Source organism: Desulfotignum balticum DSM 7044 (assembly GCF_000421285.1).
GTDB lineage: Bacteria > Desulfobacterota > Desulfobacteria > Desulfobacterales > Desulfobacteraceae > Desulfotignum > Desulfotignum balticum.
The window spans coordinates 1,968,440-1,991,697 of the sequence record NZ_ATWO01000001.1; the positions used below are offsets into that span (position 1 = coordinate 1,968,440).

Annotated in this window: 18 protein-coding genes; 16 read left to right on the forward strand and 2 right to left on the reverse strand. The window is 51.8% G+C overall.

All coding sequences use genetic code 11. The features are described 5' to 3' along the window. The first annotated feature begins 7 nt into the window (after positions 1 to 7). Positions 8 to 3,487, forward strand: coding sequence for a transcription-repair coupling factor (gene mfd, locus K365_RS0110005; RefSeq protein WP_024334452.1), 3,480 nt, complete (start codon positions 8 to 10; stop codon positions 3,485 to 3,487). 61 nt (positions 3,488 to 3,548) lie between these two features. Next, positions 3,549 to 5,198 carry an adenylate/guanylate cyclase domain-containing protein gene (locus tag K365_RS0110010; protein WP_024334453.1) on the forward strand — a complete coding sequence of 550 codons (1,650 nt, stop codon included), beginning with the start codon at positions 3,549 to 3,551 and terminating at the stop codon, positions 5,196 to 5,198. A gap of 24 nt (positions 5,199 to 5,222) precedes the next feature. Here K365_RS0110010 and K365_RS0110015 read toward each other — a convergent pair whose 3' ends face one another. Beyond that, a complete protein-coding gene (locus K365_RS0110015) occupies positions 5,223 to 6,056 on the reverse strand; it encodes an aminotransferase class IV (protein WP_024334454.1) in 834 nt (277 codons plus the stop codon). 101 nt (positions 6,057 to 6,157) lie between these two features. Between K365_RS0110015 and K365_RS0110020 the strand changes: the two genes are divergently transcribed. Beyond that, positions 6,158 to 6,883 (forward strand): EI24 domain-containing protein, encoded by a 726-nt coding sequence (locus K365_RS0110020; protein ID WP_024334455.1) that lies wholly within the window; start codon positions 6,158 to 6,160, stop codon positions 6,881 to 6,883. Then, positions 6,880 to 7,887, forward strand: a complete 1,008-nt coding sequence (locus tag K365_RS0110025; protein WP_024334456.1) for an NAD-dependent epimerase — start codon at positions 6,880 to 6,882, stop codon at positions 7,885 to 7,887. The genes K365_RS0110020 and K365_RS0110025 overlap by 4 nt, the downstream gene beginning before the upstream one ends. 3 nt (positions 7,888 to 7,890) lie before the next feature. Here K365_RS0110025 and pepN read toward each other — a convergent pair whose 3' ends face one another. Continuing rightward, positions 7,891 to 10,503 (reverse strand): aminopeptidase N, encoded by a 2,613-nt coding sequence (gene pepN / locus K365_RS0110030; protein ID WP_024334457.1) that lies wholly within the window; start codon positions 10,501 to 10,503, stop codon positions 7,891 to 7,893. 166 nt (positions 10,504 to 10,669) lie between these two features. Between pepN and K365_RS0110035 the strand changes: the two genes are divergently transcribed. From K365_RS0110035 to K365_RS0110090, 12 genes are all read left to right on the forward strand, one after another. Beyond that, complete coding sequence (locus tag K365_RS0110035; protein ID WP_245569158.1) at positions 10,670 to 12,289, forward strand: GumC family protein; 1,620 nt, start codon at positions 10,670 to 10,672, stop codon at positions 12,287 to 12,289. Positions 12,290 to 12,306: 17 nt separating this feature from the next. Next, positions 12,307 to 13,113 (forward strand): polysaccharide biosynthesis tyrosine autokinase, encoded by an 807-nt coding sequence (locus tag K365_RS0110040; protein WP_006966356.1) that lies wholly within the window; start codon positions 12,307 to 12,309, stop codon positions 13,111 to 13,113. Between the two features lie 81 nt (positions 13,114 to 13,194). Continuing rightward, on the forward strand, positions 13,195 to 13,782 hold the full coding sequence (locus K365_RS0110045) for a polysaccharide biosynthesis/export family protein (protein ID WP_024334458.1): 588 nt from the start codon (positions 13,195 to 13,197) through the stop codon (positions 13,780 to 13,782). A gap of 7 nt (positions 13,783 to 13,789) precedes the next feature. Continuing rightward, positions 13,790 to 15,232: a porin family protein gene (locus K365_RS0110050; protein WP_029725132.1), complete on the forward strand. Its 1,443-nt coding sequence runs from the start codon at positions 13,790 to 13,792 to the stop codon at positions 15,230 to 15,232. Between the two features lie 2 nt (positions 15,233 to 15,234). Then, entirely contained in the window at positions 15,235 to 15,870 is a 636-nt protein-coding gene (locus K365_RS0110055) for an exosortase C-terminal domain/associated protein EpsI (RefSeq protein ID WP_006966359.1), read from the forward strand. Between the two features lie 10 nt (positions 15,871 to 15,880). After that, the gene (locus K365_RS0110060; RefSeq protein ID WP_024334460.1) at positions 15,881 to 16,732 is read left to right on the forward strand and encodes an exosortase/archaeosortase family protein; all 852 of its coding nucleotides are present in this window, start codon (positions 15,881 to 15,883) and stop codon (positions 16,730 to 16,732) included. Continuing rightward, positions 16,729 to 18,084, forward strand: coding sequence for a UDP-glucose dehydrogenase family protein (locus K365_RS0110065; protein ID WP_024334461.1), 1,356 nt, complete (start codon positions 16,729 to 16,731; stop codon positions 18,082 to 18,084). The genes K365_RS0110060 and K365_RS0110065 overlap by 4 nt, the downstream gene beginning before the upstream one ends. Continuing rightward, entirely contained in the window at positions 18,029 to 18,913 is an 885-nt protein-coding gene (locus tag K365_RS0110070; RefSeq protein ID WP_029725133.1) for an XrtA system polysaccharide deacetylase, read from the forward strand. The genes K365_RS0110065 and K365_RS0110070 overlap by 56 nt, the downstream gene beginning before the upstream one ends. Further along, on the forward strand, positions 18,907 to 19,995 hold the full coding sequence (locus K365_RS0110075; RefSeq protein ID WP_024334463.1) for a GNAT family N-acetyltransferase: 1,089 nt from the start codon (positions 18,907 to 18,909) through the stop codon (positions 19,993 to 19,995). The genes K365_RS0110070 and K365_RS0110075 overlap by 7 nt, the downstream gene beginning before the upstream one ends. Position 19,996: 1 nt before the next feature. Beyond that, positions 19,997 to 20,935 (forward strand): glycosyltransferase family 2 protein, encoded by a 939-nt coding sequence (locus K365_RS0110080; protein WP_006966364.1) that lies wholly within the window; start codon positions 19,997 to 19,999, stop codon positions 20,933 to 20,935. After that, a complete protein-coding gene (locus K365_RS0110085) occupies positions 20,928 to 22,148 on the forward strand; it encodes a TIGR03087 family PEP-CTERM/XrtA system glycosyltransferase (protein WP_024334464.1) in 1,221 nt (406 codons plus the stop codon). Before K365_RS0110080 ends, K365_RS0110085 begins: the two co-directional genes overlap by 8 nt. Beyond that, the gene (locus K365_RS0110090; RefSeq protein WP_024334465.1) at positions 22,145 to 23,251 is read left to right on the forward strand and encodes a glycosyltransferase; all 1,107 of its coding nucleotides are present in this window, start codon (positions 22,145 to 22,147) and stop codon (positions 23,249 to 23,251) included. Before K365_RS0110085 ends, K365_RS0110090 begins: the two co-directional genes overlap by 4 nt. Positions 23,252 to 23,258: the final 7 nt, after the last annotated feature.

A 23,258-nucleotide genomic window follows, 5' to 3' on the forward strand; every position in this document is an offset into this window, starting at 1 on the left:
TCATTTCATGATATCTAATATTATTGATCACATGCTGTCCCAGGACAGCCCCCTTGTACTCACACGGCAACACGGGTCCCACAAGGCCTGGCTGGCAGCCCGGATGTTTCACCGCCTGAACCGGGATCTGCTGGTAGTATTGCCGGATCCGGGTCAGGCAGACACATTTGTCAATGACCTGCAATTTTTTCTGCCGGACCGGAAAAATGCCATTCTGCTTTTTCCCGGTCATGCCATCCTGCCATTCAAATCCCTGTCTCACCACCGGCAGACATCTTTGCGCCGGATGGCGGTATTGTCCAAATTGTCTGCACCCCGGAACGGTCCATATCTGGTGGTAATCAGTATTGACACGCTGCGGTGCAAACTGATGCCTAAAACCCGGTTGGACCAATATGCCGAACTGGTGATGGCCAATGAGGAGACGGACCGGGATGACTTGATCCACCGACTGGAGGCCGGCGGATATCATCGGGTGTCTCTGGTGGAAGACCCCGGAGAATATGCGGTGCGGGGCGATCTACTGGACCTGTTTGTTCCCGGGATGCCCCGGCCGGTCCGTATGGAATTTTTCGGAGACCTGGTGGAGTCCATCCGCAGTTTTTCTCCGTATACCCAGCGGGGAATCAAAGAATTGTCCGAAGTGATCGTGATCCCGGCCACTGAAGCCATATTGCTGGATCAAGATCAACCCCATGTGCTGGCACGGCTCAGGTCACACGCCAAAGCCGCCGGCCTGGACGATGCCAAAATCCGGGAATATGTCACCCAGATTCGTCAGACCGGCCGGTTTGCCGGGATCGAAACCATGCTTTCGATGGTGTATGATACCCTGGATGATACGTTTGATTATTTGTCGGACGGTTTTTGCGTGATCTGGGATTCTCCGGAAAATCTGGCGGAAAAAGCCGTGGATTATGAAAACAGGGCCCGGCAAAATTTTCAGACTTTGACGGCGGAAAAACGCCTGGGAGGAGATCCGGATCACTGTCTGGTGCCGTTTGACCAGGTGGCGGAAAGAATCGGCCAGACCCCGCATCTGACGTTTGATGATCTTGCCTTGAACCGGACCCGGAGAGGTAAAGCCGTATTTTCGTTTCATCCGGAAACCATTGACATTCTGCCGGAAACTCTGGGGATGAAAAACCGGTCGGACACCCCGTTGAAGCCCCTGGTGGACTGGATCGATTCCCGGGTGACCGCAGGCAGCAAAATCGTGTGTGTGCTGCACCAGGATGCCCAGGTTCAGCGCCTGATCTCGCTGCTGGCACCCTATGGCCTGACACCGGCCCCGCTGAAAACCATTCAGGAAGCAGAATCCCGGACTGCCGGGCTGTATTTTGTGGTGGGCACCTTATCCACCGGATTTGTGTTGACAGACCATCACCTGGTGCTGATTACGGAAGAGGAGATTTTCGGCAAAAAACGCGTGCGGCGGGTCATGCGGTCCTCCCGGGACCTGAAAACCGAAATGATCGCTCCGGAAGAGCTGGAAAACGGGGATATTGTGGTGCATGCCGAGCACGGAGTCGGGCGGTATGACGGTCTGGTCAATCTGGATGTGGGAAAAATTTCCCAGGATTTCATCAAGATCCTGTACCAGGATGAAGACACCTTGTACCTGCCGGTGGACCGCATGGAGATGATCGGCAAATACATCGGTGTGGACGGTCACAAACCGGTGCTGGACAAAATCGGTTCCAAAGCCTGGATCAAATCCAAGGCCAAAGCCAGAAAAGAAGTTGAAAAGATGGCGGCGGACCTGCTGGATCTGTATGCCAAACGAAAGATCAACAAAGGATTTTCCTTTAGTCAACCCGACAATTATTACCAGGATTTTGAAACCACATTTCCTTATGAGGAAACCAGAGACCAGCTCAAAGCCATTGATGAGGTGCATCTGGATATGGAGTCGGATACGCCCATGGACCGGCTGGTGTGCGGCGATGTGGGATACGGCAAAACCGAGGTGGCGATCCGGGCCGCGTTCAAGGCGGTCAATGACGGCAAACAGGTGGCGATGGTGGTCCCCACCACCATTCTGGCGGAACAGCATCTGGCCACGTTCCGGGAACGGTTCAAGAATTATCCCGTGAATATTGCCGGGCTGTCCCGGTTCCGGTCCCGCAAAGAACAGACCGCGATCCTTGACCAGATGGCAGACGGCCGGATGGATATTGTCATCGGCACCCATCGGCTTTTGCAGAAGGATGTGTCGTTCAAATCATTGGGACTGCTGGTGATTGACGAGGAACAGCGGTTCGGAGTCCGGCACAAGGAGGTTTTGAAAAAGAAACGCAGCACCGTGGATGTGCTGGCTTTAAGTGCCACCCCCATTCCCAGAACCCTGCACCTGTCTTTGACCGGAATGCGGGATATCAGCGTGATCAAAACCCCGCCCGCAGACCGTCAGCCCATCATTTCCTATATCACCCCGTATGAAGATGGTGTTGTCAAAGATGCCATCAACAAAGAACTGGCCCGGGACGGCCAGATATTTTTTGTTCACAACAATATCAAGACCATTTTCAAAGTGGCGGACAATCTGAAGAAACTGGTGCCGGACGCCCGCATCGGTGTGGCCCACGGCCGGTTGTCCGAAGCGGAGCTGGAACGGGTCATGCTGGCATTTGTCAATATGGAGATCAACCTGCTGGTGTGCACCACCATTATTGAATCCGGCCTGGACATTCCATCGGCCAACACCATGATCATCGACAAGGCCGAGCGGTTCGGACTGTCCCAGATCTATCAGTTGCGGGGCCGGATCGGAAGAGGGGATCATCAGGCCTATGCATATTTGTTTGTTTCCGATGAATCCCGGATCTCCAAAGATGCCAGAAAACGCCTGGCCGCGCTCATGGAATACCGGGATCTGGGATCAGGCTTTCAGATTGCCATGAAAGATTTACAGATCAGAGGCGCAGGCACGGCTTTGGGTGCGTCCCAATCCGGACATATTGCGGCGGTGGGATATGATCTGTTTTTAAAACTGCTGGACCAGGCGGTCCATGACCTGAAAGATGACACCCACCTGGAACCGCTGGATCCGGAAATCAATGCGGGCATGTCCACCGGGTTTCCCGAAACATATATCGAATCCGTGTCCCAGCGCCTGACCCTGTACCGAAGACTGTCCCGGCTCACGTCTTTGTCAGATATATCAGACATGAAAAAAGAACTGCTGGACCGGTACGGCCCATTGCCCCGTTCTGCGGAAAACATGCTGTTAAAGATCATGTTTCGGGTATTGGCCATCCAGTGCGGTGTCCAGCGGCTGGATATCGATCCGTCGGCCCTGGTGCTGACTTTTTCTTTGCCGCACCTGCCCATGCCTCTGCCGGATCTGGAGAAAAAATGGCAGTCAGTGGCACAGTTCCAATGGATCAAAAAAGAGTGTGTTCAGTTTCATTTAGGTTTTAAACCCAACCAGACCGCCAAGGCCCTGGTTAAAACCAAACAGATCCTGTCCGCCATGACCCGATAGTTTTCAAGCCAATCTGTCAGTGAGCAGATGCGGGAGTTTTCTGGATCTGGAAAGGAACATCATGATATTTTCACAGATACCGGATATCCAACGGTTTGAACGTTTGGCGTTCAGGAAGAAAAATGTGCTGGGACTGCTGCTGACGTTCAGCCGCCGTCTGTTCAACGCACGCCAAGCCGGATTGTTGTACGGCACCAATCATACCGGGGAACGGTTTTTACCTCCCCGGCAATGGGACCGGGGCGTGGTGCATCAGATCACCGGTCAGGGATTGTCCGGGTTCGGTCTTAAATGGGTGGGTCCCACCCTGCTTCGCTGGTTCAATATTTCTCCCATCTGGCTGTACAAAAGAGATGTCCAGGGCCGGCGGGTACCCACGGACGGGGTGATTGCCAATGTCATCCGCAAACACAGTGAATACTATGCCAGCGGCATCAAAATGCTGTTCACAGACCATATCCCCCGGAAAAAAATGACCGATCATCCCTTTCGGGAGCATATGACAGTGACTGCCTATGATGGCCAGCGGTTTGAGGTGCTGCAGGACATGCAGGTGAATATGAATATTATTCACTGGTTCAAACCGGATAATTTTATCTCCGTGTATATCCCCGACTATGGGGCTATTGTGCTCAACACCGTGGAACCGCAGCTGTTTGAAAAAACAGGGGATGATCCGGTCTCTTACCCCCAAGAATTGAAAAACCGGCTGGGTCAGTTGATTTCAGCCATCGAAATTGCATCCATCGCCCATCTTGGCCAGGCCAAAGGCCGAAGGGCCGCCAGAATCATCTGGCGCAAGGAAAGAAACCTGAGAAAAACGTTTCTCGAAATGAATGAAAAAGCCAAAAAAATGGATGCGTTAAACAAGCATCTGCAGTCGGTGGGCGCGGTCACGGAAGACCAGCTGAACATGGCGCCGGTGATTGAACCCAATGGGGTGTTCGCGTTTATGGACATGGTGTCTTCCAGCCGGATGCGTAATTGTCTGTCTCCTCGAGAATTTTTCCTGGTACTCAACCTGTGCCATGAAATTACGGCAAACACAGCTGCGGCATACGGGTGCCGGGTGGATAATTTTATCGGGGATGCGGTGTTTCTGGAAAGTATCCCGTTGTTCGATCCGCCGGATCGGGGCGTTCCCTCCAGTCTGTCGGAACGGGTCATGATCATGACCCTGGTCCTCACGACCGTGCTCACCCAGATCCGGGCCTTGACTCAAGGCTTGCACCCCATGGATCCGGATAAAACGGTGGCCGATCTGGTGAATACCCACGGCATCTCCATTGCATTCCGGGCCGGCATGTCCTTTGGATCCGCCCTGGTAGGTCCTTTGGGCAGCCGGGACCGGCAGATTGTCACCGGCATCGGCAAACCGGTCAACATTGCCTCCCGCCTGGAAAGTTCAGGTCAACAAAACGGGATTCACATCGAGAAAAACCTGCTGGAGATCCTTGAAAATGCTATTGTGGGTCCAGGCACTCCCGTATTGTGGCAACTGGCGGCATCCGATGCCGGTTCCCCGCCTCAACCCAATACCCCGTTCCTTGAATTTCTCACGGACCGCTTCCGCCTGGCACAGCCTGTGATTCGAAAAATGCCCCTGATTTCATACAAAGACTTTCTCAGTGACGACACCTACCTGATCTGCTGTGATCCGGCCGATGATGATCCGAATATGGAAAAAAATGATGTCTGTGCCGGTATTTAAACATCATGTGTCATTATTTTTTGGTTAAAAATTTTTTGAATGGTCGGCCAAAGCGGCCATGAGGGTCTGGGTGTGAGAACCGGGCCTGCCGTTTCCAATGGGGGTGTCATCGATGAGGACCACCGGCACCACGCCTTTGTTGGTGCCGGTGATGAACACCTCGTCCGCAGTGAGCAGTTTTTCCAAGGGGATGGGGGATTCCGACACCTTAAACCGGTCTGCCGCTAAAGACAGGATCACTTTCCGGGTAATACCTTTAAGGATACCGTCCGTCGGCGGGGTGACCAGGGTATCGCCGAAAAACGCAAACAGATTACTGGTGGTGCATTCCTGGGCATTCCGGTTTTTGTCTATGTAAATCACTTCCATGGCTCCGGCGGCTTTGGCCCGGGTCATTGCCATGGTGGCCGGGAGATAGGCTGTGACCTTGGCACCGGCCAAAGGCCGTTCCTGGACCAGGGTGATCACTTTGACCCCCTGGGTGTACCACGTTTCCGGCAGTTTATTGATGGGGGTGACCATAATGATGAGCCGGGGACGGCCGGTGGGTGTCAGAAAATCGGGGCTGGAGCCGCCGGTGATGACAATGCGGATGTTGGCTTCATCCAGGCCTGGATTTTTTTCCAGGGTTTGAAACACGATCTGTTTGATATTTTTGGCGGTCCAGGGCAGATTCAGTCCGATTTTTATTCCGGAATCCATGAGCCGGTCAATATGCGCATCCACAAAAAAGGGCCTGCCGTGAAAAGTGCGCATGATATCACAAATACCGATACCCCGGAGAATGGCCAGATCATCCACCGGGATCATTGCTTCATGGGCGGGAACAAATGCCCCATCCACATAATAAACGGTCATGAAAAAAAATCTCCTTGTATTTGGTGATGCGTGTTTTTATAGTACACGTTCAGTTGTAATTCATAAATAAGGCTTATCATTGCGGGATGCAAGGAACGCGGATGGATTTTTTTCGAGGCATTCAATACAATATTCAGGGGTTGACGCTGTCATTCCGTCATCCGCAACTGCTGTGGCTCGGGCTGTTGCGTTTTGCCGTCATCCTGATTCTGACGGTGTTGTTTTCAGGAATGATTTTATTGAATCATGACGCGATCATGTCCGGAATCTGGACCCTGCCGGACAGCGGGGTTTTGGTCTATGTCTGGCACCTGGTGTCCTGGCTGCTGTCCCTGGTACTGGCCGCCTTAAGTGTGGTGGCGGCCTATCTGGTGGCTCAGGTGTGTTTCAATGTATTCATCATGGACTATATGTCCCGGGTCACGGAAAAAATTGTTCTGGGAAAAGAGATCTCCTATGCTGACGGTTCCTGGATCAAGCTGGCGGGGTATTTGATTTTTCAGGAAATTCCCCGGGCCGTCATACCCATGATCATCACCATTGTCATCATGGTGGCGGGATTTTTTACCCCCCTGGGACCGGTGATTTTCTTTTTGTCGGCCATCACCGCCGGGGTGTTTCTGGCCTGGGACAATACCGACCTGGTCCCGGCCAGACAGATGCGGCCGTTCAGGGATCGACTCAGGTTTCTGCGACAGAACTTAAGCTTTCATATCGGGTTCGGTCTGCTGCTCATCGTTCCCTGGTTCAATATTCTGACACTCTCATTTGCCCCGGTGGGGGCCACATTGTATCACATTCACAAACTTGAAAAGGAATTGAAATGAACGTTCTTGTCACCGGCGCTGCCGGATTTATCGGCTACAGCCTGAGTGCACGCCTGCTGGATTCAGGGCATACGGTTTACGGCATTGACAATCTCAATGATTATTATGATGTAACCCTGAAGCAGGCCCGACTGGCCCGGCTGGAGAAACAGCCCGGCTTTGTGTTTCAAAAACTGGACCTGGCAGACCGCCAGAATATGGCGGCTTTGTTTGTATCCCACGCGTTTGACTGCGTGGTGAACCTGGCGGCCCAGGCCGGGGTGCGCCACAGCATTGAAAATCCAGCCACATATGTGGACAGCAACCTGACCGGGTTTGCAAATGTTCTGGAAGGATGCCGCCACAGCAAGGTGAAGCACCTGGTGTATGCGTCCTCCTCGTCCGTGTACGGTTTAAATACCCATATGCCGTTTTCCGTGCACCAGAACGTGGATCATCCCATCAGCCTGTATGCCGCATCCAAAAAAGCCAACGAACTGATGGCCCACACCTACAGTTATCTATACAATCTGCCGACAACCGGTCTGCGCTTTTTCACGGTGTACGGCCCCTGGGGGCGGCCGGACATGGCACTGTTCCTGTTTACCAAAGCAATTTTGAAAAACGAGCCCATCAAAGTGTTCAACCATGGGAAAATGCAGCGGGATTTCACTTATATCGATGATATTGTGGAAGGGGTGATCCGGGTCATGAACCGGATTCCGGAAGCAAACCCGGACTGGTCTTCGGACCGGCCGGATCCGTCATCAAGCTGCGCACCTTACCGGCTGTACAATATCGGCAACAACCAGCCTGTGGCGCTGATGGATTTTGTCAAAGCCATTGAAACCGCGTTAGGCAAAAAAGCCCAAATAGAATACCTGCCGCTTCAGCCCGGGGATGTGCCGGCCACCTATGCCGATGTCAGCGATCTGATGACCGATACCGGATTTAAACCCTCCACGCCTGTGCCCCGGGGCATTCAACAGTTTGTGGACTGGTACCTGGCTTATTACAGCCACTAGCTATCAGGCCAGGGCCCGGGAAACAATCTCATACACATTGGTGGACAGATTTGGCGAGGCTGCCAGTATTTCAAGGGATTGTTTCATTAAAACCCGTCGGTGGGAATCATATTTTTTCCAATGATTGAAACATCCGGTCAGACGGGCCGCGATCTGGTGATTGATTGTGTCCAGTTCCAGGATTTTGTCCGTGATAAACCCATACCCATTGCCGGTTTTTTCGTGAAAATGAACGGGATTATTCATGGCAAATCCGTAAATCAGGGCCCGGACCCGGTTGGGATTGGTCAACGTAAAATCCGGATGTGTCACCAGATCCTTCACGCATGGCAACGTATCGGCCAAAGGAGAAACCGCCTGGACATAAAACCATTTATCCATGACCAGGGGATCATGGGACCATTTATCATAAAACCGGGCCGCGCTTTTTCGTTTCAACTCAGGGGTGGTGGTACAAAGGATCTTAAAACAGGCAAATTCATCGGTCATGTTTTCAGCCGCCAGAAATGCCTTCCATACGATGTCATGGACAGATGCCGTGCCAAGGCTTGCCATATAAGATATTGCCAGGTTTCTCAATCCTCTGTTCCCGATATCCTGGATGGAAAGACTTTCGGGGTCGGAGTGACCGCACTGGTCAATGGTTTTTAAAAACAAAGGGGTAAGCGTAGCGGCCAGATGGGTTTTCAAGTGTTGTCTGGCTGTATGGACGGCATCCACATCAATGCAGTCAAACAGATTTGCCAGTTCCATTTCCTGGGGAATGGCCAGGGCTTTGGCCAGAAATGCCCGGTCCGCGGACTGGTCTGATAAAGCGGTTTCAAATGCCTGCACCAGGTTCTGCGATACGGTTAGCGGCCGGTGCCGGGAGATGGCGGACACCAGGGTTTGAATCTCTTTGTTGAACAATGTCTGGGCCGCATCCCACCGGTTGAAGTCATCGGTATCACGGGCCATGAGAAATGCCAGTTCTTCATCCGAAAGATCCGTGGATATCTTGACCGGGGCGGAAAACTGCCGGAATACCGAGGGCAGGGTGCCGGAAGGCACATTCTGAAACGCCACAGTGTGTGTGTTATCCGTCATCTGGATCAATGATCCCTGTTCCGGAATGATGTCTTTGCCCTCAGGGTCAATCAACCCCATGCGGATGGGAATATGCAGCGGCTGTTTTTCAGACTGGTTTCTGTCCAAAGGTGTGTGCTGGGCAAAGGTCACTGACAGAATGCGGGTGTCCGGGTCATAGGACCGGGTCACGGTCACTGTAGGCGTACCGGACTGGGTGTACCATCGCTTGAACTGGGTCATGTCCATATGGCCGGCCTGTGCCATGACAGACAAAAAATCCTCGACCGTGACGGCCATGCCGTCAAATTGCTTGAAATACAAGGCCATTCCCTGTTGAAATAGGGTTTCCCCCAGGAACTGATGGATCATGCGGATCAGTTCCGCGCCTTTTTCATACACGGTCATGGTGTAGAAATTGTCCATCTTGATATAGGCGTCCGGCCGCACCGGGTGGGCCATGGGTCCGCTGTCCTCCGGAAACTGCAAGGATCGAAGTGTTTTGACATTGCTGATGCGCTCCACGGATCGGGAATTCAGATCCGAGGTGAATTCCTGGTCCCTGAAAACGGTCAGCCCTTCTTTCAGGCTGAGCTGGAACCAGTTTTTCAGGGTAACCCGGTTACCGGTCCAGTTGTGAAAATATTCGTGCCCGATCACCCGCTGGATGTTCATGAAATCGTCATCCGTGGCCGTGGCCGGGTCGGCAAGCACATATTTGGCATTGAAAATGTTTAACCCCTTGTTTTCCATGGCACCGGCATTGAAATCATTGATGGCCACAATCTGATACAGGTCCAGGTCATATTCGAGATTGAACCGTTCCTCATCCCATTTGACGGCCTGTTTGAGGCAGCGCATGGCATGGTGGCACTTGTCAACGTTTTCCGGCTCTGCAAAGATTTTCAAGGTGATCTGGTTTCCGGACCGGGTGACAAACGGCGATTCAATCCAGGACAGATTGCCGGCCACCAGGGCGAACAGGTAACACGGTTTTTTGAACGGATCCTCCCAGGTCACAAAATGTCGGTTGTCCGGCAGATCCCCTTTTTCCAAGGGGTTGCCGTTGGATAACAGCACCGGACACGTGGTTTTGTCGGCAATAATAGTGCAGGTATACCGGGCCATGACATCGGGCCGGTCCGGAAACGGGGTGATGTTGCGGAATCCTTCAGCTTCGCACTGGGTGCAGTAAATGCCGCTGGATCGATACAATCCCTCCAGCCGGGTGTTTTTTTCCGGACAAAGCAATGTCCGGGTTTCCAAAGTAAACCGGTCCGGCACATCCGGGACAATGAATTTTTTTCCGTCTGCCTGATAATCTTTTGCAGACAGGTCCTGGCCATCCAGTGTTACAGACAGAATCCGGAAATCCCCCATATCCATTTTCAGAACAGAAGATTTGTTGGATTTGTCAGGGTTTTTAAAAAGGGTCAATGTCGAAGTCACCCGGGTTTCCTCGGGCCGGATATCAAAAACAAGAGTCACCCGGTCCACCAGAAAATCAGGCGGAGTATAGTCTTTGAGTAATACAGAGGCATGTGTTGTCATAATATGACAGATTAATTGGAATAACAGCGCTTGTCAATATCCGGATCCCGGGTTCTTTGGGGTTGACAAAACAGCCCTGCTAAGAAAGAATGCGCGCATAAATAAATAGAATCGCGATACTCGTTTTTTCAATTTTTTCAGCAGGTATGACAATGTCATGGTGAACATGCTGCAACCTCAAAAACCGATCAAACCGGAAGAGATTCTGGAAATCATTGTCAGACGAAGGTGGTTGATCGTTCTTTCACTCTGCTTTTTTTTGACTCTGGGAGTGGGGCTGACGCTCAAGGCCCCCAAGTCCTATCAGGCATCCACCCTGATTCTGGTTCAGCAGCAGAGCGTGCCGTCCGAATATGTGCGGTCCGTGGTGACCTCCAGTATCAATCAGCGGATTAATACCATTTCCCAGCAGATTCTGAGCCGGAGCAATCTGGAAAAGATCATCGATCAATTTGGCTTGTATGCGGATCGTCCGGATATGTATCTGGAAGATAAAATTTTAGAAATGCGCAAACGGGTAAATGTGAAAATTGAGCAGGCACGGCATGGCACTGAATCGTTTTCCATCCGGTTCAGCGGCAGCGACCCCCAACGGGTGATGCGTATCGCCAACACCCTTGCCAGTTATTTCATGGATGAAAACCTTAAAGTCAGAGAAGCGCAGGCTGTGGGAACCAGCGAATTTCTGGATTTTGAGCTGGAAAAGACCCGGCAGCGGCTGGAAGAGTTGGAAAAAAAACTGTCTGAATACCGTGCCCAGCATTTAGGCGGACTTCCCGATGAATTGGAGACCAATCTGAGAACCCTGGATCGGCTTCAGCAGCAGATGGTGGACAAGCATGTCATCCTCAGGGAAGCGAAAACCTCTCTGGCCCTGGTGGAATCCCGGATCAACGAGATTGAAACCCGGGCCCGGCAACCGATTCAGGAAGGGTCTGGTACCCCGGAAACCGGGATGAGAGATGTGGTTACGGAAAATCAGGAAAAACTGCGTCAGGCCCGTCAGGAATATGACCGATTGCTGACCGTTTACACCCCCCGGCATCCGGATGTGAAACGGCTTGCGAAAACCATTGAAAATCTTGAACAACTGGTGGCAAAAGAAAACGACCCCGATGCAGAAAACACAGATCTCCCATTGAAACCATTGGTGCCGCCTCCGGAAGATCCCCGGTTGAAACGGTTGAAATCAGAACGGGACCAACTCAAAGGTGAAATCCGATCTTTGACCATGGCGCTGGACGATATTGAAAAAAAAATGGTGACCTATCAGAAGCGGGTGGAAGAAACCCCCCGGCGGGAAATGGAATTACAGTCATTAAACCGGGATTATGCCAATATCCGTGATATCTACAATTCGCTGCTGAATCGAAAACTGGAAGCGGAGCTTTCTGTCAACATGGAAAAAAAGCAGAAAGGGGAACAGTTCAGAATCCTGGATTCTGCCAAATTGCCTGAAAAACCGGTGTCGCCGGATGTGAAAAAATATTTTTTCCTGTCCATGGCCGCAGGCCTGGGATTGGCTGCCGGTATTATTTTTCTGCTGGAATTTTTTGATTCCTCTTTGCGGCGGGATGAGCAGATTGAGGAGGAACTGAAGTTATCGATTCTGGCCACAATTCCTGAATTGCAAACTTCGAATGCCACTACCCGCAAATGGGTTGAGGTGGCAGCATTTGCGTTGTGCAGTCTGTATGCGGCGGCTTTTTTTGCTTTTTTTGCCGTTCTTTATGTCAAAGGGCTGGACCGGACCCTCACCGCCATCAAAACGATGCTGCACATTTAAATTAAGGGAGCGCTGACTTGGGGAAATTATTTGATGCCCTGGAAAAAGCCAGGCAGGACCATCGAGTTCAGGAGGATGAGGTACCGGTCCATACAGTAAAAACCGGGGAAATTCCTGCGAATGACCGGCAGATTTTACCGAAAACCGTGCATCCGTCCATGGTGACCTTGTTGAAGCCCCATTCCCTGGAAGCGGAACAGTTCAGAATTTTGAAAAACAATATCCTGTTTCCTGAAAAAGGGGACCCGCCCCGGTCCATCATGATCACCAGCCCGTCTCCGAGTGAAGGCAAATCCTTTGTGGCAGCCAACCTGGCAGTCAGTATCGCTAAAAGTATCGATGAATATGTGCTGCTCATGGATTGTGATCTTCGATCCCCGACGCTTCACACCCTGTTCAGCTTCCCGGAAGGCCCGGGGCTTAGTGATCATCTGGCCCGGGCCATGCCGTTGCCTGAAATGCTCAAAAAAACATTTATCAACAAACTGACGCTGCTGCCGGCAGGCTCCATCCCGCAGAATCCGTCGGAACTGCTGTCATCCGAGCAGATGCGGACCTTGCTTTATGAGGTTAAATCCAGGTACCGGGACCGATATGTGATTATCGATACCCCACCCCCCAATCTGACGTCTGAAACCAATGCCATTGCCAGAGTGGTGGACGGTATTGTTATTGTGGTCCGGTATGGGAAAACCACCCGAAAACAAGTGGAAAATCTTATTGATATCTACGGCAGAAAAAAAATTCTGGGGGTGATCAAAAATTTTTCAAAAAAACCGGTGTTGTCCCGGTATCCCTACAGCCATTATGGCAACACAAGTTGAATTGTTCAGCATTTTATATTAAATAGAATCAGTCATTCCAATGGGTGCCTTTTTGTGAAACGGCATCGAAAGGGCGGAGCTATGCGCAAAAAAAACTATAAAGTAACAATGGGGCTGGCCGCGTTGATGGTTTTGATCGCATTTTCCACCTCCGCGGCGGAAAAAAACGGCAGCATCAGTGCCAGCGGTGATTATATCATCGGTATCGGAGATGTCCTGAGCATCCATACATGGAAAGAGCCGGACTTGTCTTTGGATATGGTGCAGGTACGCCGGGACGGAAAAATCACTTTTCCATTGCTGGACGACATTTTGGCCCTGGGCAAATCAACTGTGGCCCTGAAGCAAACGATCCAGACCCAGCTATCCAAATTTGTGGAAGCACCCATGGTCACGGTGACCCTGGTCAATGCTGTAAGTCAGCGGTATTACATTCTGGGAGAGGTTCTGGAAATCGGAGAATATCCGTTGATTAAAAAACTGACGGTGATTCAGGCCTTTGCCCTGGCCAAGGGGTTCACCCAATGGGCATCCAAGGACCGGATTCTGCTGTACCGGCGTAACGGAACCGACCTTTCCGTGTTTCGAATCGACTACAAAGATATCGTCAAAGGTCAAATGAACAAGGATATTTTTCTGCAGGCCGATGATGTTATCATTGTGCCATAGCCATCCCATGGGAAAAAAAATCAGCAGACACAGACAGAAAATTTTTCGATTTGTTCTGATCTTAGGCTTTGTATGGGCCGTTGCCGGACAGGGGCATGCCAGAACCGTATTTCAGGTCATTCCGGTGTTGTCGGTGACCGAAGAATATCAGGACAATTATTTTTCCACTCATACCAACAAACAAGAAGAGTTCATCACCACCTACGCCCTGCAATTCACTGCCGGCATTCTGGAAGAAAAACACCGCCTGTATCTGAGCTATTCTCCGGAGTATAAAGATTACAGGAATCTCAATGACCGGGACCGGCTCGGCCATTATGTGACGCTGACCGGAGAAATAAACCCGGCCCGGCACACGGATCTCATCTATGGACTGGTTTACGATGGGGACTCCGACAACCTGGAAGGAGAATCCAGACGTCACCAGGCCTATGTTTCAGGCATATCCCAGACGGGAAAAGCCACCCGCCTCACCTATGGTCACCAGTATGAAGACCGGTTCGACCGCCAGTCCCGCACCGGGGATTACAAGGAACACACCCGCAACACCAGCCGGGCCGGGGTGCATCACCAGTACGGCCCTAAAAACCATGTGCGGGTGACTTTTTTGTATGAATTTGATTCCTATGAAAACCCGGACCCGGATGCTTACACCCGGTACGAACCTGCCGGTTATGTATCCTACTGGTTTTCCCCCGGATATGGGATGGATGCAAACCTGTCCTATGAAGACCGGGATTTTGACGATACCTTTGATTATACCAGAACCCTGTCCGGAGATATCCGGTTCATCAAAACCGTTTCCAAAACCTTTGATACCTTTGTAAAGTACCGGCATTCCTATTCGGAAACACAGGATCTGACCCATCACACCTTTCATCCGTCCGTGGGGTTTGACTGGCAGGTCACCGAGGATTCGGGCATCTCCCTGGGTGTGGGGGCCTTGTTCCATGACTGGAGCAACCATGACAATGATTCCGTGGATCCGTTCCTGGATATCGATGCCTATAAAATTTTCAGCTTCAGTCCCAGAACCCAACTGTCTTTGACCGGCATCAGCGGATATGCCGCATCAGGAGACCAGGCATCCAGCCTGGGATTCACCACGTATTATCAGGCCGGCGCGCAATTGAGTCATCTCCTGTTCAAACAGGTGACATCCAACCTGTCCGCTGCGCTCCGGCGGGATGAGTATCAGGAAACCGCATCAGACAGGGAAGATACCCGGATGATACTGGGGGCAAGTCTGGCCTGGCAGCCCCTGAAATGGCTGTATGTCAATGTCGGCTATTCATTTGTGGATTTCACTACCACGGATGCCTTTAGAGAGGATTACACGGACAACCGCCTGTTTCTGAAAATTGACCTGGTGCCTGAAACCCCGGTAACCATGTCAGCCGACCCGTCCAGGCAGGCCCTGGAAGATCAGTTGTTCAATTGGGAGCGATAGCCATGTCCTGGCTCAGACTTATCGTGGTGGTGGCACTTCTGGCAGCTGCCCACGGGGCAGTGATGCTCACCAGCCGTACCGAAAATATTCCGCCGGCCAAAGCTTTTCATGATTTTCCGGACCGCATCGGCCCCTGGCAGGGTAAAAAAGGGGCTTTGGATGAAACGATCTCCAATGTGCTGGGTGTGGAAGCGTATGTGCTGTCGGATTTTACCCGGCCTTCGGGTCAATTTGTCAATCTGTATATCGGGTTCTACCAGAGCCAGCGCCAGGGGGATCTGATCCATTCTCCCAGAAACTGCATGCCCGGTGCCGGATGGAATATTGTGGAAACCGGCCGGGAGATTTTGACGGATCCTGAAACCGGAGCGTCTTTCAAAGTGGCCTCCCTGGTGTTGAAAAAAGGGGATCAGTACCAGATGGTACTCTACTGGTTCCATTCCAGAGGCAGAATCATCGCTTCGGAGTATATGCAGAAAATCTGGCTGGTGATTGATGCGGTTTTCCGCAACCGCACCGACGGCGCGTTTGTCCGGCTGATCACGCCGGTAAAAAACAGCCGCCAGGAAGCGGTCCTGCTGCTCAAAGATTTTGCCGATGACCTGAAACCTTTACTGGACGATTATATCCCTTCCTGAGGCCAAGAATATGATACACAAAAACACCCGTTTCTGGATCCAGGCCGGCCTTATCTTTGTCGGATTTTTCGTGCTGTTTTTCAGGACCCTTTCGGGCCTGGTGTCGGACTGGTCCTCAGACCCCAATTTTTCCCATGGATTTCTGATCCCGGTGATCTTTCTTTACATGGTCTGGTATAAAAAAGATCAGCTCAGAAAAATCCCCATACAGCCTTCCCGGATCGGTCTGGGGATTATCATCCTGGGGCTTTTGGTCCATGTGGCGGCCAATATCGGGGCGGAACTTTTTATGATGCGGTTTTCCATGGTGATCACCTTGTCCGGGATCATCATTTACGCACTGGGAATTCCCATGTTTAAGGCTGTGCTGATTCCGGTGGCCTATCTGATCCTGATGATTCCCATCCCGGCCATTCTGTGGAACCAGGTGGCATTTCCCCTTCAACTGCTGGCGGCAAAACTGTCTGCCGGCATGATTGCATGGATCGGAATCCCGGTGTATCGGGAAGGCAACATTTTGCATCTGGCCGTCACTTCCCTGGAAGTGGTGGATGCCTGCTCAGGCCTGCGGTCCCTGACCTCTTTGCTGGCGTTGACCGGCATTTTCGCGTATATGGCCCCGTTATCTGTGGTGAAAAAATGGGTTTTGTTCTTTTCAGCTGTTCCTATTGCCGTGGCCGTCAATGTGATCCGGCTGACCGTCACCGGCGCCATGGCGGTATGGATCAGCCCGGATACGGCCCATGGATTTCTCCATGACATGTCCGGACTGATCATTTTCGGGGCCGCCCTGGTCCTGGTATATCTGGTATTTATCATTGAACTGAAATTAGAAAACAGACAGACAGGAAAACAATCATGAAACTGACAATCATCGGCACCGGGTATGTGGGGCTTGTAACCGGAGCCTGCTTTGCCGAAATGGGCAGCCGGGTCACCTGTGTGGACATTGACACCGAAAAAATTGAGAACCTGAAAAAAGGGATTCTGCCGATTTATGAGCCGGGCCTGGAAAGGATAGTCCAGGAGAATATGGCGGACGGCACATTACAGTTTACCACCCGTCTGGAAGACGCCGCCCGGGACTGCCAGATTTTTTTTATTGCCGTGGGCACCCCGCCGGGAGAAGACGGATCCGCTGATTTGCAGTATGTGCGCCGGGTGGCGGCCCGGATCGGGCAGTGCATGACCGATTACGCGGTGATTGTGGACAAATCCACAGTACCGGTGGGCACGGCCGACCAGGTGGCTGAAGTGGTGCAGGAAGCGCTGGACACCCGGGGAATTGATCTTGAATTCGATGTGGTGTCCAATCCGGAATTTCTCAAGGAAGGGGCCGCTATCCAGGATTTTCTCAAACCGGACCGGATCATTGTGGGAGCGAACTCGGAAAGGGCCGCCAAAATTATGACCCGGCTGTATGCCCCGTTTTCCATGAACCGGGACAAGATGATTCTCATGAACGTGCGGGATGCGGAGATGACCAAATATGCGGCCAATGCCATGCTGGCCACCAAGATTTCGTTCATGAACGAAATCGCCAACATCTGTGAACACCTGGGCGTGGATGTGGAAAATGTCAGAAAAGGAATCGGGTCCGACTCCCGCATCGGGTATTCGTTCATCTATCCCGGGGCCGGATATGGCGGGTCCTGTTTCCCCAAAGATGTCAAGGCATTAATTAAAACATCCAAAGATACCGGGGTGGACCCGGCAGTGCTGGCAGCGGTGGAAAACCGGAACAATCTTCAGAAAAAAGTGCTGGCTGAAAAAATCAAAGCCCGGTTGGGCACGGATCTGAGCGGCAGACGGTTTGCCCTCTGGGGACTGGCGTTCAAGCCCGGCACCGATGACATGAGAGAGGCCGCTTCCATCGTTCTCATAGACAATCTGCTTGCAGCCGGTGCCACCGTGTGTGCCTATGACCCGGTGGCCATGGCACAGGCAGCCAGAGAACTGCCCGAAGCGTGGCTGGAAAGCAGCCGCCTGATTTTGGCAAACGATCAGTACCAGGCATTGGAAAACGCGGATGCCATGATCCTGGTGACGGAATGGAAAACCTTCCGCCGCCCGGATTTCAAACGCATGGGACAGCTTTTGAACCAGAAGATCATTTTTGACGGCAGAAACCAGTATGATCCTGAAGAGGTGGCGGAATTTGGGTTTGAATACCACGGCATCGGCAGAGAAGCCTTCCATCCTGCTGACCTTTGATGTGGAGGATTGGTTCCAGGTTGAGAATCTCAAGTCACAGATTCCGGTTTCAACCTGGCACCAGCGGGAACTGCGGGTTCAAAAAAACACAGACCTGATTCTGGATCTGCTGGATTCTTTTGACTTTGGACCCAAAGCCACCTTTTTTGTGCTGGGTTGGGTAGCCCAAAAATGCCCGGATCTGGTGCAAAATATAGCCCAAAGGGGCCATGAAGTCGCATCCCACGGATTTGGGCACGGTTTGTGTTCACAAATGACCCCAAAAGAACTGGCCCAGGATCTGGATATGAGCAGAAAAATGCTGGAAGATATGCTGGGCCTGCCGGTTTCAGGGTACCGCGCCCCAAGTTTTTCCATCACACCAACGGCGCTGAATTTGATCCAAAAGGCCGGCTACAGGTATGATTCCAGCTACAATTCCTTTTCGGGCCATGGCCGCTATGGGAAATTTGATTTTTCACAATTTTCAAAACACCGGGGATCTGTCTGCATCAGCCCGGGTTTTTGTGAAGTGCCGGTGAGCAATTTTGAGTTCCGCGGCCGGGTTCTGCCCCTGGGCGGAGGCGGATATTTCAGGCTGCTGCCGCACGCTTTTTTCAAGCTTGGGATGCAGTCTGTCTTAAAAAAACAAAATGCGTTTGTGTTTTATGCCCATCCCTGGGAATTTGATCCGGACCAGCCCCGGGTCATAGGAATCCACCCCTGGCTGAAATTTCGTCATTACACCAGCCTGAACCGCACCGCCTCAAAACTGGCCGCCATGATCCAGGCCTTTAAATGGGCCAGGTTTGAAACTGTCAGCCGGTTTTTGGCGCAGATGCCATGCTGAGTTCAACAGTTTTTATCCGGCCCACCACTTCTCAGGATCAGGGTGCATGGAACCACTATGTCTGCAACCATCCGGGCGGTACCGCATACCAGTTATCCGGGTTCATCCGGGCGGTTGAAGCGGCGTACCGGTTCAAAAGCATCTGTTTTGTGGCCCAGAGCCGGCAGCAGAACCAGGGCCGGGTACAAGGGATTCTGCCCCTGATTCATCTGCATGCGCCCTTTACAAAAGGGGCACTGGTGTCACTGCCCTATTGTGATGCCGGCGGAGTTCTGGCTGATTCACCTGAAACTGAAGCAGCCCTGCTTGCCCATGCAATGGCATATGCAGCCCAAAAAAAGATCCCTGAAGTGGCAATCCGGTCTGTGAAGCCTTTTGCCGGTCTGGATCCAAATCTTACGCGCCATTCCGGCAAGGTCAGGATGGTGCGGGCGCTGCCGGATGATCCAAACTGCCTGCTGGGATCTTTAAAATCCAAAGTCAGGAGCCAGGTAAAAAAACCGATGCGGGACGGCCTGAAGTTTCATATGGGCGGCCGCCGTCTTCTGCCCCTGTTTTACCGGATCTTTTGTGAAAACATGCATGATCTGGGATCAGTGGTGCATTCATTTGAATGGTTTTACCGGATTCTGGCTTTTTACGGCAGCCGTGCCCATATCGGGGTGGTGACCACGCCGGCAGGCGAGCCGGCCGCAGCAGGCATGATCCTGTGCCATCCCTGTCTGGTATCGGTTCCCTGGGCATCGTCTCTGCGCCGCTTCAATTCCTTGAACCCCAATATGCTGCTGTATTGGGGATTTTTGTCCTTTGCCGCTGCCAATGGTTTTAAAATGCTGGACTTTGGCCGGTCCACGCCCGATGCCGGCACATTCCGGTTTAAAAAACAGTGGGGAGCGGTCCCGGTTGATCTGCACTGGGCCGCGTTTGATCCGGCTGTGTTTCCGCATCTTGCCCCATCAAAGAAACAGCCGGCCGGCAGGTCAGGGATGAAAAGAAATCTGGCAGAAGCTGTAATAAGAAAACTGCCGGGGCCGGTGAGCACCGGTCTGGGCGTTCTGACCCGAAAGTATATTTCTCTTTAGCATGACACACACAGTCAGCGTTATCATTCCCGCGTATAACGAAGAAGCCTGTCTGCCGCGGTGCCTTAAATCCATTGCAGATCTGGACTGGCCCAAAACGCACCTGGAAGTGATTATCATTGACAATGGATCCATTGACAGCACCTGTGATATTGCCCGCGCATCAGGTGCCATTGTGTTACAAGATGATACAAAAAATGTTTCTGGCCTCAGAAACCTGGGGGCCGAGCATGCCAGAGGAGATATCCTGGCATTTGTGGATGCCGACTGTGTGGTCTCGCCTGACTGGGTTGCCTGTGCGGCCCGGTATTTTGAGGATGATACTGTTGCTGCCTGGGGATCGGCCCCAAAGATCCCTGAAAACGCCACATGGGTTCAGAACACCTGGTTCATTGTCCGACAAAAAAAAACACATGTGGCTGATGTTGACTGGCTTGAATCCATGAATTTGTTTGTGGCAAAAAAGGTGTTTATGAAAGCCGGCGGGTTTGATGAATCTTTGGAAACCTGCGAAGATGTTGATTTTTCCTACCGGGTATCTGCATATGGAAAAATTGTGTCAGACCGCTCCATAAAGGTGGTTCATCTGGGAGAGGCAGCCACCATGGCAGAATTTTTCAAAAAAGAGCTGTGGCGGGGCAGGTCAAGTTTTTCCGGAGTGTTTGCCCACGGTATCTCTTTCAAGGAGCTGCCAAGTCTTGCAGTGCCGGTCTATTTCGGGATATTTCTGCCGGCCTGTCTGATTTTTCTGATGTTTCATCTCACAGCTGCAACAGGTTGGATGGTGCTGGCTGCGGCCTGTTTTCCTCTCCTGCCGGCCCTGTATAAATTAAGAGGAAAAAAAACAGATCTGACCCAAAAACTGCAGTTGACTGTACTATTGTATCTTTATTTTACTGCCCGGACCATGGCAGTGGTTTTTTTAAAAAAACATGACTGATCCAAAGCCCAGGCTGCTGTATATCTGCCACCGGATTCCTTTTCCACCTGATAAAGGGGACAAGATCCGCACCTTTCATCAGATAACCTATCTGTGCCGAAAATGGCAGATTGATCTGGTCACCTTTGCAGATGATCCGGGTGATGTGCGGTTTGCCGCAGACCTGGAAAAACTGTGTGAAAAGGTGTTTGTTTTTCCGGTAAATGCACTGAAGGCGAAAATAAAAGGCATCCTGGGGTTTGTTGCAGGAAAATCGATCACACAGGGGTATTTTTATGATGCCGCAGCCAGACACCGGGTGCTGGCGCTGTTAAATGAAAAACCCTACCAGGCTGTTTTTTGTTTTTCCTCTTCCATGGCTCCCTATGTGCTTTATAACCTGCCGGCCATCAGAAAAAAAAAGCCGGCTCCCCGGCTGGTCATGGATTTTTGTGACGTGGATTCTGATAAGTGGCGCCAGTATGCCAAAACCGCACGATTCCCCATGTCAAAAATTTTTCTGGCTGAGTCCAGGCGGCTGCTGGCGTATGAGAAAAAAATCAACCAGTCATTTGATGTTTCCATCTTTGTTTCTGAAAATGAAGCTGCCCTGTTTAAGGGGCAGGTGCCGGGTGCCAGACATGTGACCCCGGTGCCCAACGGGGTGGATGCAGATTATTTCTGCGGGGATACGCAATTACCTGAACCCGGCAGTGATCCCACCTTGGTGTTTACCGGTGCCATGGATTATTATGCCAATATTGACGGGGTAATCTGGTTTTACAAAAAAATTTTGCCGCAGATAAAAAAAGTTTTCCCACAGATCAGATTTTTGATTGTGGGAAGCAATCCATCCCCTGAGATCAGAGCATTGTCAAAAACAGCCGGTGTGGTTGTCACAGGGTATGTTGCAGATATCCGGGAATATTATCAAAAAGCAACGGTGTGTGTGGTGCCTTTGCGCATTGCCAGGGGAATTCAGAACAAGGTGCTTGAGGCCATGGCCATGGGCCGGCCGGTGGTTGCCACATCTGCTGCTTTTTGCGGTATCAATGCCTGGGCCGGGACCCATGTGCTGGTGGCAGACACAGAAACCGAGTTTGCCGGGGCGGTTGTGACGCTTTTGAAAAACCGGCCATATGCCCTCTCTCTGGGCCGGTCAGCCAGGGAGATGATCAAAACCCGGTATGCCTGGCAGACCTGCCTGGAAAAACTGGATCATCTGTTGTCGTGAACAAACGGGTGGCATATGTGGTGCATTCCTTGAACTTAGGCGGTACAGAACGCCTGGCAGCTGACATGGCCCTGGCACTGCATAAAGAATATGATATCCGGATCATCTGCCTGGATGAACCCGGGATCTGGGCGGACCCGATCAGGAGGGCCGGCATACCGGTATTGTCCCTTTACCGCCAGCCCGGACTGGATCTGCGGCTGCCGGTAATGCTGGCCCGGTATGCGGCCCGGAACCTTATCCATTTTTTTCACGCCCATCAGTGCACCCCCTGGTTTTATACCGGGTTATCACGGCTGCTGTATCCCAGGCCGAAACTTTTGTTTGAAGAACACGGCCGGCTGTATCCTGAGGTGCTCAATAAAAAAAGGCGGGCGTTCAACCGGATGGTTTTGCAGAGACTGACACACACGGTGACCGCCGTGTCCCATGATGTGAAAAACCGGTTGTTTCTCTATGAAGGCCTTGACCCGGACAAAACCCATGTGGTGTATAACGGGACCCGGCCCCTGCCTGCCATGGCCCCGGATGAACGCAGGGCCTTGCGGGCCAGATTCGGTTTCACTCAAAAAGATGTGGTGGCCGGATTTATCGGCCGGCTGGATCCCATTAAAAATCTCTGTGTTGTTCTGGATGGATTTCAGACAGCTTTGGCCGGCTGTCCTGACCTGAAACTGTTGATCATCGGGGATGGGCCCCTGTTCAATGAAATCAAAGAAAAAATTATTCACATGTCGCTTTCCGATCATGTGGTCCTGGCCGGGTATCAGAAAGATGCCGCTGCCCTGGCACCGGTACTGGACGTATTTGTTCTGGCAAGTTTGAGTGAAGGCACATCCATGGCTCTTCTTGAGGCCATGTCCGCCGGGGTTCCAGCCATTGTCAGCAATGCCGGGGGCAACCCTGAAATTGTTGTAAACAACCAGACCGGATGGGTGGTACCTACAGGGGATGGTGCCGCCCTGTCCAGGGCACTGACAGAAGCGGCCCTGGATAAAAGAAAATCACAGGCAATGGGAAATCAGGCAAACAAAAGGTTTCTGGAAAACTTTACGTTTGATCGGATGATACACACCTATAAAACCCTTTACCAGCAGTTATAGATCAGGA

Coding starts and splice junctions, on each gene's coding strand:
- mfd (WP_024334452.1), top strand. CDS start 8: ATGATATCTAATATTATTGATCACATGCTGTCCCAGGACAGCCCCCTT.
- K365_RS0110010 (WP_024334453.1), top strand. CDS start 3,549: ATGATATTTTCACAGATACCGGATATCCAACGGTTTGAACGTTTGGCG.
- K365_RS0110015 (WP_024334454.1), bottom strand. CDS start 6,056: ATGACCGTTTATTATGTGGATGGGGCATTTGTTCCCGCCCATGAAGCA.
- K365_RS0110020 (WP_024334455.1), top strand. CDS start 6,158: ATGGATTTTTTTCGAGGCATTCAATACAATATTCAGGGGTTGACGCTG.
- K365_RS0110025 (WP_024334456.1), top strand. CDS start 6,880: ATGAACGTTCTTGTCACCGGCGCTGCCGGATTTATCGGCTACAGCCTG.
- pepN (WP_024334457.1), bottom strand. CDS start 10,503: ATGACAACACATGCCTCTGTATTACTCAAAGACTATACTCCGCCTGAT.
- K365_RS0110035 (WP_245569158.1), top strand. CDS start 10,670: ATGCTGCAACCTCAAAAACCGATCAAACCGGAAGAGATTCTGGAAATC.
- K365_RS0110045 (WP_024334458.1), top strand. CDS start 13,195: ATGCGCAAAAAAAACTATAAAGTAACAATGGGGCTGGCCGCGTTGATG.
- K365_RS0110050 (WP_029725132.1), top strand. CDS start 13,790: ATGGGAAAAAAAATCAGCAGACACAGACAGAAAATTTTTCGATTTGTT.
- K365_RS0110055 (WP_006966359.1), top strand. CDS start 15,235: ATGTCCTGGCTCAGACTTATCGTGGTGGTGGCACTTCTGGCAGCTGCC.
- K365_RS0110060 (WP_024334460.1), top strand. CDS start 15,881: ATGATACACAAAAACACCCGTTTCTGGATCCAGGCCGGCCTTATCTTT.
- K365_RS0110065 (WP_024334461.1), top strand. CDS start 16,729: ATGAAACTGACAATCATCGGCACCGGGTATGTGGGGCTTGTAACCGGA.
- K365_RS0110075 (WP_024334463.1), top strand. CDS start 18,907: ATGCTGAGTTCAACAGTTTTTATCCGGCCCACCACTTCTCAGGATCAG.
- K365_RS0110080 (WP_006966364.1), top strand. CDS start 19,997: ATGACACACACAGTCAGCGTTATCATTCCCGCGTATAACGAAGAAGCC.
- K365_RS0110085 (WP_024334464.1), top strand. CDS start 20,928: ATGACTGATCCAAAGCCCAGGCTGCTGTATATCTGCCACCGGATTCCT.